The sequence below is a fragment of the Pseudomonas sp. LF-5 genome, from assembly GCF_037626295.1.
Taxonomy (GTDB): domain Bacteria; phylum Pseudomonadota; class Gammaproteobacteria; order Pseudomonadales; family Pseudomonadaceae; genus Aquipseudomonas; species Aquipseudomonas monsensis.
Window position 1 is genome coordinate 50922 of sequence record NZ_JARKMT010000004.1, and the last position, 18352, is coordinate 69273.

Annotated in this window: 18 protein-coding genes; 9 read left to right on the forward strand and 9 right to left on the reverse strand. The window is 61.6% G+C overall.

The genetic code is table 11. The annotated features are described in order from the left end of the window. Positions 1–597, reverse strand: a complete 597-nt coding sequence (gene wrbA, locus PseuLF5_RS14990) for an NAD(P)H:quinone oxidoreductase (RefSeq protein WP_123466919.1) — start codon at positions 595–597, stop codon at positions 1–3. Then, positions 594–947: an arsenate reductase (glutaredoxin) gene (gene arsC / locus PseuLF5_RS14995; protein ID WP_123466916.1), complete on the reverse strand. Its 354-nt coding sequence runs from the start codon at positions 945–947 to the stop codon at positions 594–596. The genes wrbA and arsC overlap by 4 nt, the downstream gene beginning before the upstream one ends. A 114-nt stretch (positions 948–1061) precedes the next feature. Here arsC and PseuLF5_RS15000 point away from each other — a divergent pair, with 114 nt between their 5' ends. Then, positions 1062–1529, forward strand: coding sequence for a TlpA family protein disulfide reductase (locus PseuLF5_RS15000; RefSeq protein ID WP_267802486.1), 468 nt, complete (start codon positions 1062–1064; stop codon positions 1527–1529). Between the two features lie 451 nt (positions 1530–1980). Here PseuLF5_RS15000 and PseuLF5_RS15005 read toward each other — a convergent pair whose 3' ends face one another. Both PseuLF5_RS15005 and PseuLF5_RS15010 read right to left on the reverse strand, forming a co-directional pair. Beyond that, a complete protein-coding gene (locus PseuLF5_RS15005) occupies positions 1981–2385 on the reverse strand; it encodes an META domain-containing protein (RefSeq protein ID WP_123466912.1) in 405 nt (134 codons plus the stop codon). Then, positions 2385–2819 carry a hypothetical protein gene (locus tag PseuLF5_RS15010; RefSeq protein WP_123466910.1) on the reverse strand — a complete coding sequence of 145 codons (435 nt, stop codon included), beginning with the start codon at positions 2817–2819 and terminating at the stop codon, positions 2385–2387. Before PseuLF5_RS15010 ends, PseuLF5_RS15005 begins: the two co-directional genes overlap by 1 nt. Positions 2820–2952: 133 nt before the next feature. Here PseuLF5_RS15010 and PseuLF5_RS15015 point away from each other — a divergent pair, with 133 nt between their 5' ends. Then, positions 2953–3405, forward strand: coding sequence for a hypothetical protein (locus tag PseuLF5_RS15015; RefSeq protein ID WP_340133898.1), 453 nt, complete (start codon positions 2953–2955; stop codon positions 3403–3405). A gap of 3 nt (positions 3406–3408) precedes the next feature. On the opposite strand, the gene PseuLF5_RS15020 is transcribed toward PseuLF5_RS15015, so the two are convergent. Further along, complete coding sequence (locus tag PseuLF5_RS15020; protein ID WP_123466906.1) at positions 3409–4398, reverse strand: 2-hydroxyacid dehydrogenase; 990 nt, start codon at positions 4396–4398, stop codon at positions 3409–3411. An 84-nt stretch (positions 4399–4482) separates the two neighbouring features. Then, entirely contained in the window at positions 4483–7236 is a 2754-nt protein-coding gene (locus tag PseuLF5_RS15025; RefSeq protein WP_123467316.1) for a response regulator, read from the reverse strand. Positions 7237–7456: 220 nt separating this feature from the next. Between PseuLF5_RS15025 and PseuLF5_RS15030 the strand changes: the two genes are divergently transcribed. The 7 genes from PseuLF5_RS15030 to PseuLF5_RS15060 all read left to right on the forward strand — a co-directional run bounded on the left by PseuLF5_RS15030 (position 7457) and on the right by PseuLF5_RS15060 (position 15957). Next, entirely contained in the window at positions 7457–8182 is a 726-nt protein-coding gene (locus tag PseuLF5_RS15030) for a response regulator transcription factor (RefSeq protein WP_340133899.1), read from the forward strand. Then, the gene (locus tag PseuLF5_RS15035; RefSeq protein WP_340133900.1) at positions 8169–9593 is read left to right on the forward strand and encodes a sensor histidine kinase; all 1425 of its coding nucleotides are present in this window, start codon (positions 8169–8171) and stop codon (positions 9591–9593) included. The genes PseuLF5_RS15030 and PseuLF5_RS15035 overlap by 14 nt, the downstream gene beginning before the upstream one ends. A 212-nt stretch (positions 9594–9805) precedes the next feature. Further along, positions 9806–10708 (forward strand): cysteine synthase CysM, encoded by a 903-nt coding sequence (gene cysM, locus PseuLF5_RS15040; RefSeq protein ID WP_177490603.1) that lies wholly within the window; start codon positions 9806–9808, stop codon positions 10706–10708. Beyond that, positions 10708–12081, forward strand: a complete 1374-nt coding sequence (rlmD, locus tag PseuLF5_RS15045) for a 23S rRNA (uracil(1939)-C(5))-methyltransferase RlmD (RefSeq protein WP_322376217.1) — start codon at positions 10708–10710, stop codon at positions 12079–12081. The genes cysM and rlmD overlap by 1 nt, the downstream gene beginning before the upstream one ends. 101 nt (positions 12082–12182) lie before the next feature. Beyond that, complete coding sequence (gene relA, locus PseuLF5_RS15050) at positions 12183–14426, forward strand: GTP diphosphokinase (protein ID WP_123466896.1); 2244 nt, start codon at positions 12183–12185, stop codon at positions 14424–14426. 129 nt (positions 14427–14555) lie between these two features. Continuing rightward, positions 14556–15389: a nucleoside triphosphate pyrophosphohydrolase gene (gene mazG, locus PseuLF5_RS15055; protein WP_123467314.1), complete on the forward strand. Its 834-nt coding sequence runs from the start codon at positions 14556–14558 to the stop codon at positions 15387–15389. A gap of 25 nt (positions 15390–15414) precedes the next feature. Further along, positions 15415–15957 (forward strand): DUF2058 domain-containing protein, encoded by a 543-nt coding sequence (locus tag PseuLF5_RS15060; protein WP_340133901.1) that lies wholly within the window; start codon positions 15415–15417, stop codon positions 15955–15957. A gap of 69 nt (positions 15958–16026) precedes the next feature. On the opposite strand, the gene PseuLF5_RS15065 is transcribed toward PseuLF5_RS15060, so the two are convergent. The 3 genes from PseuLF5_RS15065 to fabA all read right to left on the reverse strand — a co-directional run bounded on the left by PseuLF5_RS15065 (position 16027) and on the right by fabA (position 18352). Continuing rightward, positions 16027–16215, reverse strand: a complete 189-nt coding sequence (locus tag PseuLF5_RS15065; RefSeq protein WP_003227153.1) for a hypothetical protein — start codon at positions 16213–16215, stop codon at positions 16027–16029. A gap of 389 nt (positions 16216–16604) precedes the next feature. Continuing rightward, positions 16605–17825, reverse strand: a complete 1221-nt coding sequence (gene fabB, locus PseuLF5_RS15070; RefSeq protein ID WP_007968959.1) for a beta-ketoacyl-ACP synthase I — start codon at positions 17823–17825, stop codon at positions 16605–16607. Between the two features lie 11 nt (positions 17826–17836). Further along, positions 17837–18352: a 3-hydroxyacyl-[acyl-carrier-protein] dehydratase FabA gene (gene fabA / locus PseuLF5_RS15075; RefSeq protein WP_003227150.1), complete on the reverse strand. Its 516-nt coding sequence runs from the start codon at positions 18350–18352 to the stop codon at positions 17837–17839.

Sequence of the window (18352 nt, forward strand, 5' to 3'; positions counted from 1 at the left end):
TCAGCCCTCCAGTTTTTGTGCGGTCTTGGCCAGGCGCAGGCCCAGCGCGCGACACAGTGCCATTTCGTGCTGATCGAGGCCTTTTTTACCGTCCGCCCCGGCGTGATGGCTGGCGCCGTAAGGCGTGCCGCCGCCCTGGGTTTCCAGCAGCGCCGACTCGCTGTACGGCAGGCCGGTGATCAGCATGCCGTGGTGCAACAGCGGCAGCATCATCGACAGCAGAGTGGTTTCCTGGCCGCCGTGCAGGCTGGCGGTGGAGGTGAACACGCCAGCCGGTTTGCCCACCAGTGCACCGGTCAGCCACAGGTTGCTGGTGCCGTCGAGGAAGTACTTCAGCGGCGCGGCCATGTTGCCGAAGCGGGTCGGGCTGCCCAAGGCCAGGCCGGCGCAGTTCTTCAGGTCATCGAGGGTGGCGTAGAGCGCACCTTCGTCGGGAATGTCCGGGGCCACCGCTTCACACTCGGTGGAGATCGCCGGCACGGTGCGCAGGCGCGCTTCGAGGCCGGCCTGCTCGACACCGCGAGCAATCTGCCGGGCCATCTCGCTGGTCGAGCCGCTGCGGCTGTAATACAACACCAGAATGTACGGCGCGCTCACGGCAGCAACTCCAGGATCTGCTCCGGCGGACGACCGATCACGGCCTTGTCGCCGACTTCGAGAATCGGTCGCTCCATCAGCTTCGGATGTTCGGCGATGGCGGCGATCAATTGCGCTTCGCTGAGGTTTGTGTCGGCCAGTTGAAGCATTTTGTATTCATCTTCCCCGGTGCGCAGCAACTGGCGTGCGCTGATCCCGAGCTTGCCGAGCAGGGCCTTGATTTGCGCCGCGTTCAGCGGGGTTTCCAGGTAACGCACGACGTTCGGAGTCAGGCCGCGGGCTTCGAGAAGCTCCAGTGCGCCGCGGGATTTCGAGCAGCGCGGATTGTGATAAAGCGTCAGATCGGTCATGGCGGGTCGCTTCTGGCGTAAAGTGGCGGCTATTCTAACTGTGCAGCGCGCAATCCAGAACCGTCAGAGGCGTTGGGTCGCAGGCGCATTCAATTTTTGACCAGGGAACATGACATGACACGGCGATTGGCAGCGGCATTGACGATGATCGGGGCGTTGATGTTGGGGGGCTGCGGCAATGATTACGGGATCGACCAGAACGGCCAGAAAGTCGCGTCCGAGCGTTTGGACAAACAATGGGTGGTGCTCAACTACTGGGCTGAATGGTGCGGTCCTTGCCGCACGGAAATTCCGGAACTCAATCATCTGGCTGAGGAGCTGAAAGGCAAGAACATCGGCGTGTTCGGGGTCAACTTTGACAACGTGCAGGGTGAGGATCTCAAGTCTGCCAGCGAGAAGCTGGGCATCCAGTTCACCGTGCTGGCGCAGGATCCGGCGGACCTGTTCGACGTGCCGCGCAGTGAGGCCTTGCCGGTGACCTACATCATCGACAACAAGGGCAAGGTGCGTGAGCAGTTGATGGGCGAGCAGACGGCGGCGGGGGTGATGGCGAAGCTTGAGGCGCTACAAGCGACCAAGTAACGTCAAAAGCCCCTCACCCCAGCCCTCTCCCGGAGGGAGAGGGGGCCGACCGAGGTGTCTGGCGAGCTACACCGACCTGAGAGATCGAGCCGATTGTAGATTCGCCAAAGCAAGATCCAGCCGATTATGGGTTCGCCAAAGCAAGGTCCAGTCGATTATGGATTCACCAAAGCAAGATCCAGTCGATTATGGATTCACCAAAGCAAGGTCCAGTCGATTATGGATTCACCAAAGCAAGGTCCAGTCGATTATGGATTCACCAAAGCAAGATCCAGTCGATTATGGATTCGCCAAAGCAAGGTCCAGTCGATTATGGGTTCGCCAAAGCAAAATCCAGTCGATTATGGATTCGGTGAAGGCCTTTCAGGTCGGCGTACCTCTTCAATATCCCCCAATCAGTCCCCTCTCCCTCTGGGAGAGGGTTAGGGTGAGGGCTTTGGCGGCCTGAGGGTTAACCCTCTTCCAGCCACCAACGCAATGGCTTGCCTTCCGCCGGCCAGAAACGCATCTGCTCGATCGGCGAGACGTCCCAGCGTTCGACGCCTTGCAGCGCCTGCAGGAAGCGTTGTTCCTGCTCCATCAACGCGGGTGCGCAGAGTTTGCGGGTCTTGCCGATTTTGCCGAAGCTCAGCTTGTCGCCGTCGAGGGTGTACGGCGCGAACCAGTGATTGCAGCCGCCATTGCCATACGCGCGGCCATCGTCGCCGAGGGTCACGGTCAGATGGCTGTAATCCATCAATGGTCGCTCGCCGATCCACTCCAGAATGTAGCTGCGGTTCTGCTGCAACTGCACAGGCTCCGCGGCGCAGCCAACCAGGCCTGCACCGATCAGCGCAGTCAGGGCCAGGCCTTTCATCACGCGGGCTCCTGGCATTTCGGGCACAGGTGCTTGTCGCCGACGGCTTTCCAGCCCAGCTCGGCGATGCGCGCCGTGGCGGCCGGTTGCTCGGCGGCCTTGCCCAGTTTGGCGTCCACGGCGAATTCGAAGCTCAGCTCTTTGGCGCAGCTGTCGCAGTTGACCTGCCAGGTGTGAATCGCCAGTTCGCCGAACACCGGGCCCGTGGTCATCGCGGTCCATTGACCCGGCGGGTTGATCAGGTGGCGCACGGTTTCGACGGTCAGGCGCATGGACAAGTCCTTGCTGCCTTTGAGGGTCACCAACAGGGTATCGCCGATGCGGATCGAGCCACCGTTGCCGGTAACCTGATAGCGGCCGGGTACGAGGGCGCGGCATTCGGTGAGGGTGTGTTGCGGGTTCATCAGGGTGTAGCGGAAATCGTGTTCGACCATGGGTCCTCCAAATATGCGCGACATGCTAGCACGGGCTCGATTGCAGAATGGTGCACGCGTGCGACCTTCGATCCGGTTCAAATCGACCGACGCTCATGGCAAACTGCCGCCCTCGACTCTGAAGGAACGGAACATGGCGCTGATCGAATGTTATGAATGCAAGCGGAGCATCAGCTCCGAAGCCCAGGCGTGCATTCATTGCGGGGCTCCGATGGCGGAGCAACCGGTACAGGCGCACGTGCAAGCGGGGCCGGCGCAGGCATCGACAATTTCGTTCGGTAGCCTGCCGCGCAACCGGGCAGTCCCCGAGGCTGCTGTCGTGCCTCCGGTCGCCGAGCCGCTACCGAAAGTGATGCCGGCCGCCGCGGGGCGTCGCCGTCGCCAGCAAGCCGCGCAAGCGGTGGAGGCTCACGTCAATGCCGACGGCAGCCGTCCGGTGGAGGGCTGGCTGAAGATCATGGTGTTTCTGCTGCCGATGGTGTTTGTCTGGTTCCTGCTGCGCAACGGCCATTCGGCGAAACAGCGGCTGTTCGGTTTCGGCTGGCTGGGCCTGCTGATTCTGGCGTCCTCGCTCTCGCCGAAATAACCCTCAACCTTCGACCTGGTTCTGCGGCGATCCTGCCGCCCAGGTCGCGATGTTGTGCAAGGTCGTCGCCGCGATCGCGCCCAGCGCTTCATGGGTCAGAAACGCCTGATGCGCCGTGACGATCACGTTGGGAAACGTCAGCAGACGCGCCAGCACATCGTCCTGCAACGGCAGGTCGGAACGGTCCTCGAAAAACAGCTGCGCTTCCTCCTCATAGACATCCAGCCCCAGATAGCCTAGTTGACCGTCCTTCAACGCGTCGATCAGCGCCGGCGTGTCCACCAGACCGCCGCGTCCGGTGTTGATGAGCATGGCGCCCGCTTGCATGTGCGCCAGTGAGTCACGGTTGATCAAGTGCCTGCTTTGCTCGTTGAGCGGGCAGTGCAGGCTGATGATGCGTGATTGCGCGAGCAGTTCCGGCAGGCTCAGATAACGCGCGCCCAACGCCAGCACGGCGGGGTTGGGAAAGGGGTCGTAGGCCAGCAGTTCACAGCCGAAGCCATGCATGATTTTCGCGAAGGTCGCGCCGATCTGCCCGGTGCCGACCACACCGACCGTTTTACCGACCAGATCGAAACCGGTCAGGCCGTGCAGGCTGAAATCGCCTTCGCGGGTGCGGTTATAGGCACGGTGCAAACGCCGGTTGAGCGCGAGGATCAGTGCCACCGCGTGCTCGGCCACCGCATGTGGCGAGTAGGCCGGGACGCGCACCACCGACAGGCCCAGGCGTTTCGCCGCGACCAGATCGACATGGTTGTAACCGGCCGAGCGCAAGGCGATCAGCCGTGTGCCGCCGGCGGCCAGGCGTTCCAGCACCGGTGCACTGAGATCGTCATTGATAAAGGCGCAGACCACCTCGTGATGTTCGGCCAGGGCCGCCGTATCGAGGCTCAGCCGGGCTGCTTGAAAGTGCAGCTCAAGGCCGGCCGGACAGGTGGCGGCGAGAAAACTCTCGCGGTCGTAGGTCTGGCTGCTGAAAACAATCGTGCGCATGAATTCCTCCTGGAACAGCGTGGCCGGTCAGTATCGACCTGCCACTACCTTAGCGTGAGCGCGCGGCATCGGCATTGTCGTGGATCAGGCGCTGATCCTCGCTTGAGCGGCGAGGCGGTTGATCGCCCGCTCCAGTTCTTCCAGCGCCGCCACGGCTTTGGGGTCGCCTTGTTTGAGCAGGGTTTCGCTGCGTTGGCAGGCCGCGCGCAATTGCGGCACGCCGCAGTAACGGGTGGCGCCGTGCAGGCGATGGACGCGTTCGATCAGGGCGTTCTGGTCACGGCTTTCACACGCTGCACGAATGGCCTCGCGGTCGGCTTCCAGCGAAGCCAGGAGCATGGCCAGCATGTCTGCCGCCAGATCCGCCTTGCCCGCGGCCAGGCGCAGACCTTCTTCGTGATCGAGCACCGGCAGTTCATTGTTCGCCGCGGCGCTGTCGCTGACCCGCTCCGGTCCATGATTGCGCAGGGCCAGGCCGGTCCACTTCAGCACCACTTGCGCCAGTTGCCGCTCGCTGATCGGTTTGGTCAGGTAGTCATCCATGCCGCTTTGCAGCAGCGCACGTTTCTCGTTGGCCATGGCGTGGGCCGTGAGGGCGACGATCGGCAGCGGTGTGCAGTGCCGTTCGCTTTCCCACTGGCGGATGGCTTCGGTGCTCTGGCGTCCGTCCATGCCGGGCATCTGCACGTCCATCAACACCAGGTCGAAGGACTCGGCCTGTACCGCTTTCACCGCCGCGTAGCCGCTTTCCACCGCGAGCACCTTGGCGCCCATGTCTTCGAGCAGGGTCTGCACCAGCAGCAGGTTGGCCGGATTGTCATCGACACACAGCACTTTCGGCGCGCGACTCGACAGCGGCTCGCCCGGCTCATTGCGCGGCTGGCGCGGGTTGGCCAGATCCGACAGCGCCCGGCGCAGCTTGCGCGTGCAGGCCGGTTTGGCCTGCAACTGGCTGTGCGGGTTCGGTACCGAGAGGTGAAACAACGTTTGCTCGGTGGTCGGGCACAGCACCAGCACTTTGCAGCCCAGGTGCTCGAGGTCCCAGACATGCTGGTTCAGGCGTTCCGGCAGCATGTCGCTGCTGGTGATGCCGAGCACCGCCAGATCAATCGCCTGATCGGTCTGGTGGGCCCCGGTGACGCCATTGGTCAGGGTTTCCAGGGTATTGAAGGTCGTGACGTCGAGGCCGCAGTCTTCCAGTTGATGCTGCAACGCCTGGCGCGCCAGTTCATGGCTTTCCAGCAAGGCGACGCGCCGTCCGAGCAGCGGCGCCGAAGGCAGGTCTTCGGCATCGTCACGGGTTTTCGGCAAGCTCAGGCTGATCCAGAACTCCGACCCTTCGCCCGGCGTGCTGTCGACCCCGATTTCACCGCCCATCTGTTCGATCAGACGCTTGGAAATCACCAGCCCCAGGCCCGTGCCGCCGGGTTGCCGCGACAGCGAATTGTCGGCCTGGCTGAAGGCCTGAAACAACGCGCGCACGTCCTGATTCGACAGGCCGATGCCGGTGTCCTGAATGCTGATGCGCAGTTGCACGCTGTCTTCGTGTTCGTCCTCAAGCATGGCGCGGGCGACGATGGTGCCTTCGCGGGTGAACTTGATCGCGTTGCTGACCAGGTTGGTGAGGATCTGTTTGAGTCGCAGTGGGTCACCGACCAGCGACAACGGCGTGTCGCGATAGACCAGACTGACCAGTTCCAACTGCTTGGCGTGGGCGGCCGGGGCCAGAATCGTCAGGGTGTCCTGCAACAGATCGCGCAGGTTGAACGGGATATGGTCGAGCACCAGTTTGCCGGCCTCGATCTTCGAGAAATCGAGGATCTCGTTGATGATCCCGAGCAGGCTGTCGGCGGATTTTTCGATGGTGCCCAGATAGTCGAGCTGGCGCGGGGTCAGTTCGCTTTTCTGCAACAGGTGGGTGAAGCCGAGAATGCCGTTGAGCGGCGTGCGGATTTCATGGCTCATGTTGGCGAGAAATTCGGATTTGATCCGGCTCGCTTCCAGTGCTTCTTTACGCGCCAGATCCAGTTCGATGTTCTGGATTTCGATGGTTTCCAGGTTCTGGCGCACGTCTTCGGTGGCCTGATCGACGCTGTGCTGCAATTCTTCGCGGGCGTTCTGCAAGGTGCCGGCCATGCGGTTGATGCCTGAGGCCAGTTCGTCCAGTTCCTGACTGCCGAGGGGCGGCAGACGGGTTTCCAGGTGGCCGTCCTTGAGTTGCGCGACGGCTTGCTTGATCTGGCCCAGCGGCCGATTGATGGTGCGGCCCATGCGCACTGCGAGCAGAGCGGCACCGGCCAGGCCGGCGGCGATCAGCAACAGGCTGGCGAACAGGCTGCGATATCCGCGCAGCAACATGCCGTTGTGCGACAACTCCAGTTCGACCCAGCCGAGCAACCGGTCGGATTCGGCTGGAATCAGTTCGCCGGCGAGGTTGCGGTGTTTGCCGAAGACCGGCATCAGGTAGCGGGTCGCGTCATTGCCACTGCGCCGTTGCAACTGCGTGCTGTCGCCGGTGGGGGCCTGATTGAGCATGGTCGGGCCGGCGTGGGCCAGCGGCGAGCGATCCGGCGCCAGAAAGGTTACCGCGCGCACGTCCGGTTGTTCGAGGGATTGGGTGGCGATGCGTTCGAGCAGGTCGTTGTTGCCATGGCCCATGGCGGGGGCGACCAGCGGCGCCAGTTGCTCGGCGATCATTTCGCCGCGCTGCATCAATTGGGTCTGCAAGTCGGACTGTTGCGTCCAGGTGAAGTAACCGCCCAGCACCAACGCCATCAGGCTGGTCGGCAACAGGGTCAGCAACAACACGCGACCTTTGATTCCCAGTTTTTTGAGCACGCCCATCTCCTGCATCCCGCTGATCCGTTGACTCATGCGTGCATCCGGCACGCGACATGGGCGCAGTGTAGCGATTTGCTCGCAGGCAATCTCCGGAAAAATGCGCGCGCCATCGGTCGCCGCGCCGGTGCGCGTTTGTCCGGCAGGTCAAGCTTGTGTTGCCCCACGCCCGGCAATCTTGAATAATCGCCGCTCAACTGAGAATGACTTGCAGATACTCATGACTCCTGTTTCCGTTGGCCAGCCGCGCATTCTTTCCATCGAAGACGATCCGGTCCTCGGCGCCTACGTTCACGAACAGCTGGGCCGCAGCGGCTTTCTGGTGACCTGGTGCCAGAACGGCCAGGAGGGCCTGAGCATCGCCCGACGCCAGCCGTTCGACGTGGTGTTGATGGACATTCTGTTGCCCGGGCTGGACGGACTGAATGTGCTGACGCAATTGCGCCAGAGCCATTCGACGCCGGTGTTACTGATGTCGGCGCTGGGCGCCGAGGCGGATCGCATCAGTGGTTTTCGCCTGGGCGCCGATGATTATTTGCCCAAGCCGTTCAGCATTGCCGAGTTGCACGTGCGCATCGAAGCGATCCTGCGACGGGTGGCCCTTGATCGGCGTCCGCCGGCGCTTGCAACGCCGTTGACCACGGGAACCCTGCGCTTTGACGACGCACAGTGCGAGGTGTTTTTCCGCGACCAGGCGGCCGGCCTGACCCGCAGCGAATTCCGCTTGCTGGAAACCCTCGAGCGCAATGACGAGGAAGTCTTGAGCAAGGCCTTCCTTTATCAGCACGTTCTGCAACGCGGCTATGCGGCACACGATCGCAGCCTCGACATGCACATCAGCCAGATCCGCCGCAAACTCAAGGCCATCGGCTACACCGAGCGGGAAGTGCGCACGGTGTGGGGCAAGGGCTACGTATTGAGTGGCCGTGCCGATGAAGCGCTCTGAATTGCCGGGGCGCCATTCGCTGTTCTGGAAACTGGCGTGTCTGCTGGTCGCGTTCTGTCTGCTGATGATCTGGCTGAGCTGGTCATGGGGTCGCTACATGGAGGAGCGCAATCAGTTTCTCTCCGATGAGGCGCGCGGCACGCTTACCCGGTATGCGGCTGAGGCCGAACGGGCCTGGCAGCGCGGTCAGCGTGACGGTATTGATAGCTGGTTGCAGAGCATGGAATTGCGTGAGGCCGCTTGGGCTGGCGTGATCGACCGCAACTTGCAGTCGCTGAGCAGCGAACCGTTGAATGATCAGGAAGTGCAGCGCCTGACGTTTTTGCGCGGGCTTGACTGGCCAATCCACAAGCAGGGCCGACCGTGGTTGCGCGTGCCGTTTCCCCATGATCCTGCTACCGGCAGTTTAGTGATTGAACTGCCCGAACGTTTTCTGCCGGGGAAGTACCGGGTGTTCTGGCGGGTGATCACCAACGGCGTGATCCCTGGACTGTTTACTTTATTGCTGTGCGTCGGCCTGTATCGCCTGCTGGTGGTGCCGCTGAACAACCTGCGCGAACAGGCCAACGCCTGGCGCGCCGATCAACTGAATGTGCGGCTGTCGAGCGGCATCACCCAGCGGCCGGACGAGCTCGGTGAACTGGCCCGCGCCTTCGACTCGATGGCCGAGCGCCTGCAATCGACCGTTGCCTTGCAGCAACAACTGTTGCGCGATTTGTCCCATGAATTGCGCACGCCTCTGAGCCGGCTGCGTGTGGCCAGCGAAAGCGAGCAGGATCTGCGGCAACTGCGCGATCGCATCGGCCGTGAAGTCGACGGCATGCAGCGGCTGGTCGAGGACACCTTGCAATTGGCCTGGCTCGACACCGACCGCACGCCGTTGCCCGACGAGGCGATCCAGATTCAGGCTCTGTGGGAAATGCTCACGGATAACGCCTGTTATGAAAGCGGCTGGCCGAGCCTGCAATTGCAGTGTGCGGTGCCGTCGTCGTGCTGGGTGCGCGGCAACCTCAACACCTTGGCGCAGGCGTTGGAGAACATCCTGCGCAATGCCATTCGACATTCGCCCGAGGGCGGCATCGTGAGCCTCGACGGACGGCGTGACGGCGATTACTGGCATTTGTGGCTGGAGGATCAGGGCGGCGGAGTGGCGGAAGGGGATCTGGAGCGGATCTTCTCGCCGTTCACCCGCCTCGACGGCTCGCGGCCCGGAGACGGTGGATTTGGCTTGGGGTTGAGCATCGCGCGCAATGCCGTGCAGCGTCAGGGCGCAAGTATTTGGGCGGAGAACAGCGGGGCGGGGTTGCGCTTGAATTTGCGCTTGGTTGCTGATGACGGTGTTGGGCCGACTGACGCCTTTCCGAGCAAGCTCGCTCCCACAGTTGAACCCGGTTCGCCGCAGATTGTGTGATCAACGCTGATCCCCCGGGGGGAGCGAGCCTGCTCGCGAAGAGGCCATACGCATCACCGCCCACTAAGGTGACCCACGGCAAAGTCGCACCACTGGTGCGACTTTCAATCCCTTATTCCCATAAACCATAAGCACCGCACTTTGCGTGATATGGCCTGCGCAGGTTTGCCGGTATGATAGGCGCCCCCGCACGTCTGGATTGCGAATACGCCATGACCTTGCAGTACCCAACCATCGCCGATTGCGTCGGCAACACTCCGCTGGTTCGTTTGCAGCGCCTGCCTGGCGCCACCAGCAATACCCTTTTGCTCAAGCTCGAAGGGAACAACCCGGCGGGTTCGGTCAAGGACCGTCCGGCGCTGTCGATGATCACCCGCGCCGAGTTGCGCGGGCAGATTCACGCCGGCGACACGCTGATCGAAGCGACCTCGGGCAACACCGGGATCGCCCTGGCGATGGCCGCCGCGATCAAGGGTTACAAGATGATCCTGATCATGCCGGACAACTCCAGTGCCGAACGCAAGGCAGCGATGACCGCCTACGGTGCCGAGCTGATTCTGGTCAGCCAGGAAGAGGGCATGGAAGGCGCTCGCGATCTCGCTCAGCGCATGGAAGCCGAAGGCCGTGGCAAGGTGCTCGATCAGTTCGCCAACGGCGACAATCCGGAAGCGCACTACACCACCACCGGCCCGGAAATCTGGCGCCAGACCCAGGGCACCATCACCCATTTCGTCAGTTCGATGGGCACCACCGGGACCATCATGGGCGTGTCGCGCTACTTGAAAGAGCAGAACGACAACGTGCAGATCGTCGGTCTGCAACCGATGGAAGGCTCGGCCATTCCCGGCATCCGCCGCTGGCCGCAGGAATACCTGCCGAAGATTTATCAGGCCGACCGCGTCGACCGCATCGTCGACATGGCGCAAAGCGAAGCCGAGGACGTCACCCGTCGTCTGGCCCGCGAAGAAGGCATCTTCTGCGGCGTGTCCTCGGGCGGTGCGGTGGCAGCGATGCTGCGCCTGTCCAAAGAAGTTGAAAACGCGGTGATCGTCGCGATCATTTGCGACCGTGGCGACCGTTACCTGTCGACCGGCATTTTCGACGCGCCCAACTGATGGCCAAGCATGAGAGAGGCCTGCGCTTCCAGCCCACCGGCGGCAGCAAGGCCGCGCAAATTCCGACCGGCAAAAAGCAGCGCCTGACCATCGAGCGTCTGGCCAATGACGGTCGCGGTATCGCGTTTTTCGAAGGCCGCACCTGGTTTGTCCTCGGCGCCCTCGCGGGTGAAGAGGTCGAGGCGCGGGTGCTCGGCGCCCACGGCAAAGTGGTCGAGGCGCGCACCGAGCGCGTGTTCAAGGCCAGCGAATTGCGCCGCCCGGCACCCTGTCCGCACGCCGGTCGTTGCGGTGGTTGCAGCGTCCAGCATCTGCCCCACGGCGAACAGCTTGCCCTGAAACAGCGCATGCTCGCCGAGCAATTGTCGCGCGTTGCCGGTGTCGAACCTGAAGCATGGGCAGCACCGCTGACCGGACCTGAATTCGGCTATCGCCGTCGCGCCCGCATCGCTGTGCGCTGGGACATGAAGGCGAAGAAACTCGAAGTCGGTTTCCGCGCCGCCGGCAGTCAGGACATCGTCGCGATCAGCGAATGCCCGGTGCTGGTACAGCCCTTGCAACCAATCATGACCCGGTTGCCGGAGATGCTTCGTCGGTTGAGCAAACCGCAGGCGCTGGGGCATGTCGAGTTGTTCAGCGGCTCGGCGCTGGCGGTGTTGCTGCGTCATATGGCGCCGTTGTCCGAAGCGGACCTGACGATCCTCAAGGAGTTCTGCCAGTTCCATGAAGCGCAATTGTGGCTGCATGGCGAAGGCGAGCCGCAACCGGTCGATGCTTCGCAGTCGCTGGGCTATCGCCTGGAACAGTGGGATCTCGATCTGGCGTACCGCCCGGGGGATTTCATTCAGGTCAACGCCGGCGTCAACGAAGCGATGGTTGCGCAAGCGCTGGACTGGCTGAAACCCGGCAGCGACGAACGCGTGCTGGATCTGTTCTGCGGCCTCGGCAACTTTGCTTTGCCGCTGGCCAAAAGCGTGCGGGAAGTGGTGGCGGTCGAAGGTGTGCAGACCATGGTCGAGCGCGCTGCGGCGAATGCCGCTAGTAACAATTTGCATAACACAAAGTTTTTTCAAGCCGATTTATCCCAGCCTTTGAGCGATGCCGAGTGGATCGCAAACGGCTTTTCTGCGGTACTCTTGGACCCACCGCGTGACGGTGCTTTCGAGGTGGTGCGCAAGCTTGCGACCCTGGGCGCGAAGCGGTTGGTGTATGTGTCGTGCAACCCTGCAACTCTGGCGCGCGATACGGTCGAATTGATCAAACAGGGCTACCGGTTAAAACGTGCCGGGATTCTCGATATGTTTCCTCAGACGGCACATGTCGAGGCCATGGCGTTATTTGAAGCGAGCCAGGATGGCTCGTCATCCGTCTGACCTGTCCTGGCAGCGCTCGCTCGAGCCCCGCGAGCGCAAACGGGCAATGAAGGTCAGCGATTTGACGCATTGAATCTGCGTCGTAGGGAAGGTAAAGCAAGATGGTACAGGTGAGAGCACACCAGCCGATCAACACTGACGGCAGTATCAATCTCGAGGCTTGGCTCGATCACGCGGTCAGTGTCGATCTGGCACTGGATCGCGAAGCCTTGAAAGAAGCCTGCGAGTTCGCTCGCGAGGCCGAACAACAGTCCAACGCCGCGAAGAATCTGTGGTCCGAAGGCACCGGCAGTTTCAGTACCGGCCTTGAGATCGCCGAAATTCTCGCTGACCTCAAACTCGATCAGGATTCGCTGGTCGCGGCGGTCCTGTACCGTGGCGTGCGCGAAGGCCAGATCGAGCTCGCGGCCGTCAGCCAGCGCTTCGGCCCGGTGGTGGCCAAGCTGATCGACGGCGTGCAGCGCATGGCGGCCATCAGTGCCAGCCTCAGCCCGCGCCAGTCGATGGTGATGGGCACGCAAGGGCAGGTGGAAAACCTGCGCAAGATGCTCGTCGCGATGGTCGACGACGTGCGCGTCGCCCTGATCAAACTGGCCGAACGGACCTGCGCGATCCGTGCGGTGAAAACCGCCGACGACGAAAAACGCAACCGCGTCGCCCGGGAAGTCTTCGACATTTATGCGCCGCTCGCGCATCGCCTCGGCATCGGTCATATCAAGTGGGAACTGGAGGATTTGTCCTTCCGTTACCTGGAACCCGACCAATACAAACAGATTGCCAAGCTGCTCCATGAGCGGCGGCTGGACCGTGAGCGTTTCATCAGCGACGTGATGACCCAGCTCAAGGACGAATTGCAGGCCACCGGCGTCGACGCCGACATCAGTGGCCGGGCCAAACACATTTATTCGATCTGGCGCAAAATGCAGCGCAAGGGCCTGGAATTCAGCCAGATCTACGACGTGCGCGCCGTGCGCGTGCTGGTGCCGGAAATGCGCGACTGCTACACCGCGCTCGGCATCGTCCACACCCTGTGGCGGCACATCCCGAAAGAGTTCGACGACTACATCGCCAACCCGAAAGAGAACGGCTACCGCTCGCTGCACACCGCGGTGATCGGCCCGGAAGGCAAGGTGCTGGAAGTCCAGATCCGTACGCATTCGATGCACGAAGAAGCCGAACTCGGCGTCTGCGCGCACTGGCGCTACAAGGGCACTGACGTCAAATCCGGTTCGAACCACTACGAAGAGAAAATCTCCTGGCTGCGTCAGGTCCTCGAGTGGCACGAAGAACTGGGCGATATCGGTGGTCTGGCGGAACAGTTGCGGGTCGATATCGAGCCGGACCGGGTCTACATCTTCACCCCTGACGGTCACGCCATCGACTTGCCGAAGGGCGCAACGCCGCTGGACTTCGCCTACCGCGTGCACACCGAAATCGGCCATAACTGCCGTGGCGCGAAGATCAACGGCCGGATCGTCCCGCTCAACTACAGCCTGCAGACCGGTGAACAGGTCGAGATCATCACCAGCAAGCACGGTACGCCGAGCCGCGACTGGCTGAACCCGAACCTTGGTTACGTCACCACCTCGCGGGCGCGGGCGAAGATTGTTCACTGGTTCAAGCTGCAGGCTCGTGACCAGAACGTCGCGGCCGGTAAAACCCTGATCGAACGCGAGCTCAATCGCCTCGGTCTGCCGGCGGTGGATTTCGACAAGCTGGCCGACAAGGCCAACATGAAAACCGCCGAAGACATGTTCGCCGCCCTCGGTGCCGGTGACCTGCGTCTGGCGCAACTGGTCAACCTGGCGCAGCAACTGGTCGAGCCGGAACGCGGCAACGAACAGCTGGAGCTGATCCCGCGCAAGGCCACCGGTTACAAGCCGGGCAAGCGCGGCGATATCCAGATCCAGGGCGTCGGCAACCTGATGACGCAGATGGCCGGCTGCTGCCAGCCGCTGCCGGGCGATGCGATCGTCGGTTACATCACCCAGGGCCGCGGTGTGAGCATCCACCGTCAGGACTGTGCCTCGGTGCTGCAACTGGCCGGGCGCGAGCCGGAGCGGATCATCCAGGTCAGCTGGGGCCCGGTGCCGGTGCTCACCTATCCGGTGGACATCGTCATCCGCGCCTACGACCGTTCCGGTCTGCTGCGTGACGTCTCGCAGGTGCTGCTCAACGAGCGCATCAACGTGCTGGCGGTCAACACCCGTTCGAACAAGGAAGACAACACTGCGCTGATGTCGCTGACCATCGAGATCCCCGGGCTGGATGCGCTGGGGCGCTTGCTGGGGCGGATTTCGCAGTTGCCGAACATCATCGAGACGCGGCGTAACCGCACGCCTTGATGGCCAACCCCGATCAACTGTGGGAGCTGGCTTGCCAGCGATTGCATCACCTCGATTGTCCTGATTCACCGAGGTATCTGCATCGCTGGCAAGCCAGCTCCCACATGGTTTTGTGGTGAGAGATAAATGATGTACAGCCTTGAAGACCTGCTGCATTTGATGAGCCGTCTGCGCGACCCGCAGTACGGTTGCCCGTGGGACATCAAGCAAACCTACGCGACCATCGTCCCGCACACCCTCGAAGAAGCCTACGAAGTGGCCGACGCCATTGAGCGTGGCGACTTCGATCACTTGCAGGGCGAACTGGGCGATCTGTTGTTCCAGGTCGTCTATTACAGCCAGTTGGCCCGGGAAGAAGGGCGCTTTGAATTCGCCGGGGTGATCGACAGCATCACCCGCAAACTGATTCGCCGTCACCCACACGTGTTCCCCACCGGTGATCTGTACGCGCCGCTGGACGTGCCGCGTCTGAGCGAGGAACAGGTCAAGCAGCGCTGGGAAGCGATCAAGGCCGAAGAGCGCGCCGAGAAATCCGTTACACCCGAACAACTGTCACTGCTCGATGACGTGCCCGCCACGCTGCCGGCCTTGTCACGTTCGGCCAAGCTGCAGAAGCGTGCCGGGCAGGTCGGTTTCGACTGGCCGGATGCCTTGCCAGTGCTGGACAAGGTGCGCGAAGAGCTCGATGAAGTTCTCGAAGCCATGTCCGAAAATGATCCCGCAGCAGTGGCTGACGAGATCGGCGACCTGCTGTTTTCCGTGGTCAATCTGGCCCGGCACCTGAAGGTCGATCCGGAAACGGCGTTGCGTGGCGCCAACGCCAAGTTCGAACGACGTTTCCGATTTATCGAACAGGCATTGCGCGACACCCACCGTCCCATGGAAGATTGCACCCTCGAAGAGTTGGACGCCCTGTGGGGCGAAGCCAAACGCCAGGAAAAGAATGTGCCCAGCTGCGGCTGAGCAACTGCCCAAGTGAGTAAGCACCATGAGTATTTCCCTTCGCGATCAGTTGCTCAAAGCAGGGCTGGTCAACCAAAAGCAGGCCAAACAGGTCAGCAAGGACAAGCAGAAGCAGCAGCGTCTGGCGCACAAAGGCCAGATCGAACTGGATGATTCGCAGCAGCGCGCCGCCCAGGAAGCCATGGCCGAGAAGGTCAAGCGCGACCAGGAGCTGAACCGTCAGCAGCAAGAGAAAATCGAGGCCAAGGCCCGTGCTGCGCAGGTCAAGCAACTGATCGAAGTCTCGCGTCTGCCGAAGCTGAACACCGAGGATTACTACAACTTCGTCGACGACAAGAAGGTCAAGCGCATTTCGGTCAACACGCTGATGCGCAACAAGCTCAGCAACGGTTCGCTGGCGATCGTGCACCACGGCGGTGGGTATGAAGTGATCCCGCGTGAGGCGGCCCTGAAGATCCAGGAGCGCGACCCGCAACGCATCGTTCAGCTCAATGTGCAGACTGAAGAGGTCAGCACCGAGGACGATCCGTACGCGGCCTATCAGATCCCTGATGACCTGATGTGGTAAAGCGATAAAGCTGTAACAACACAAACCCCGCTCATGGCGGGGTTTGTCGTTTTTAATGCTGTGGTTGAATCAGGCGGATTTCAGATCCCGCTGCTGTTCTTGCAGTTCCAGTTCGGCCTTGTAGTTGTGGGCGTCGATTTCGTTGTGGAACATGCCGACCAGCAAGTCTTGTTGATGCACATCCCAGATCCGTACACCGGCGGCTACGCCTTCATGGGACATGTGTGAATCGTCGCGTTCAGTTACTTTTACAGTCATCTGCTAGCTCCAAATCTCAAGTTATCTGCAGCAAGGCGTGTGCAGGACTCTTTTATATGATTTGTTAGCTTGCTAAGTAAACGCTTGATTTGCGCAAGGTGTTGTTGCGTTTTTTGCAACAGTGCTGCAGCCCGCGTAATCCGCGACATTCGGTCGCAGGGCGAAAGGTTTCATGACAGAAGTTTCATTTTCAGAGCACCCTCGAACCCTGTGGGAGCTGGCTTGCCAGCGATGACGTCGGCACTGCAAACATCTTCGTTACCTGACACTCCGATATCGCTGGCAAGCCAGCTCCCACAGGGATCAGCGGTGTGCCGGCTGATTGCTTCAGGCAAAAAAACGCCCCGAACCAGTCGGGGCGTTTTCAGGTGTGGCTCAAGCGGGGGGAATTACTTGCCTTCCCAGCGCTTCAGGACCAGCGTGGCGTTGGTGCCGCCGAAGCCGAAGCTGTTGCTCATCACGGTGTTGATAGTGGCGTTTTCGCGGGTCTTGGTCAGCACCGGCAGATCGGCCACTTCAGGGTCCAGCTCGTCGATGTTGGCGGAACCGGCAATGAAGTTGCCTTCCATCATCAGCATGCAGTAGATCGCTTCGTGAACGCCGGCGGCGCCCAGGGAGTGACCGGACAGGCTCTTGGTCGAGCTGATCGCTGGTGCCTTGTCGCCGAACACTTCACGCACACCTTTCATTTCCGCGACGTCGCCGACCGGAGTCGAAGTGCCGTGGGTGTTCAGGTAGTCGATTGGCGTATCAACAGTGGACATTGCCATCTGCATGCAACGGATCGCGCCTTCGCCACTCGGGGCAACCATGTCGTAGCCGTCGGACGTTGCGCCGTAGCCAACGATTTCGGCGTAGATCTTGGCGCCACGGGCCAGAGCGTGCTCCAGCTCTTCAACCACGACCATGCCGCCACCGCCAGCGATGACGAAACCGTCACGGTCGGCGTCGTAGGCGCGGGAGGCTTGTTCCGGGGTGTCGTTACGCTTGCTGGACAGGGCGCCCATCGCGTCGAACAGGAACGACTGGCTCCAGTGCTCTTCTTCACCGCCACCGGCGAAGACGATGTCCTGCTTGCCCATCTGGATCTGTTCCATGGCGGTACCGATGCAGTGAGCACTGGTGGCGCAGGCAGAAGCGATGGAGTAGTTCAGGCCCTTGATCTTGAACGGAGTGGCCAGGCACGCGGAAACGGTGCTGCTCATGGTCCGCGTGACGCGGTATGGGCCAACGCGTTTCACGCCTTTCTCGCGCAGGATGTCCAGCGCTTCCATCTGGTTCAGGGTCGACGCACCACCCGAACCGGCGATCAGGCCGGTACGCGGGTTGGACACTTGTTCTTCGGTCAGGCCGGAGTCAGTGATGGCGTCTTTCATGGCCAGGTAGGCGTAAGCCGCAGCGTGGCCGACGAAGCGATAGATCTTGCGATCAATCAGCTCTTCAAGGTTGAGGTCGATGGAGCCGGAAACCTGGCTACGCAGACCCATTTCAGCATATTCCGGGTTGAACCGGATGCCAGGGCGGCTTGCACGCAGGTTAGCGGAGACGGTCTCTTTGTCATTGCCCAGGCACGAAACAATGCCCAGACCAGTGATAACGACGCGGCGCATGCGAATAACCCTTAGAAGTTGTCAGTGGAGGTGAAAACGCCGACGCGAAGGCCTTCGGCGGTGTAGATTTCGCGACCGTCGACAGTCACCGAACCATCGGCGATGGCCAGGTTCAGCTTGCCCTTGAGGACGCGTTTGATATGAATGTTGTAGGTGACTTTCTTGGCGGTCGGCAGCACCTGACCGAAGAATTTCACTTCGCCCGAACCCAGCGCACGGCCACGGCCCGGCAGGCCTTGCCAGCCCAGGAAGAAGCCGACCAGTTGCCACATGGCGTCCAGACCGAGGCAGCCCGGCATCACCGGATCGCCTTCGAAGTGGCACGCGAAGAACCACAGGTCAGGGTTGATATCCAGCTCGGCGACCAATTCACCTTTGCCGTACTTGCCGCCTTCTTCGCTGATCAGGGTGATGCGATCCACCATCAGCATGTTCGGGGCGGGCAGTTGCGCGTTACCTGGGCCGAACAGCTCACCGCGACTGCAGCGCAGCAGATCTTCCCGAGTAAAGGCGTTTTGTTTGGTCAT